Source organism: Alkalihalophilus lindianensis, from assembly GCF_032843265.1.
In the GTDB taxonomy this organism is placed as follows: domain Bacteria; phylum Bacillota; class Bacilli; order Bacillales; family Bacillaceae_D; genus Alkalihalophilus; species Alkalihalophilus lindianensis.
Map to the genome: position 1 here is coordinate 1 of NZ_JAWJBA010001146.1, position 229 is coordinate 229.

1 protein-coding gene is annotated in these 229 nt (G+C 31.4%); it reads left to right on the top strand.

The window, feature by feature from the left end; all coding sequences use genetic code 11:
- The coding region (locus tag RYX56_RS25660) for a DUF5365 family protein (RefSeq protein ID WP_317124552.1) at window positions 1-211 on the top strand (211 nt) is incomplete at its 5' end.
- Window positions 212-229 lie beyond the last annotated feature (18 nt).

Sequence of the window (229 nt, forward strand, 5' to 3'; positions counted from 1 at the left end):
GGTGATGACAAGTATCCAAACGATCATTTCAATTCTCGAATCTTCTCAACTGAATGAACAGTATGCTGATTTATTTAATAGAAATGTGGCATATCTTAATGATTTTGGCTTGTTTTTTCCATTTGAGTTTGAGCAGTTTGCCGATCCAAAAAATATAAATAATATGATGCTTAGTATTTATTCGAAAGCGGATAATGAACTGCTTATTTAGAAAAGGCCTAAATAATGG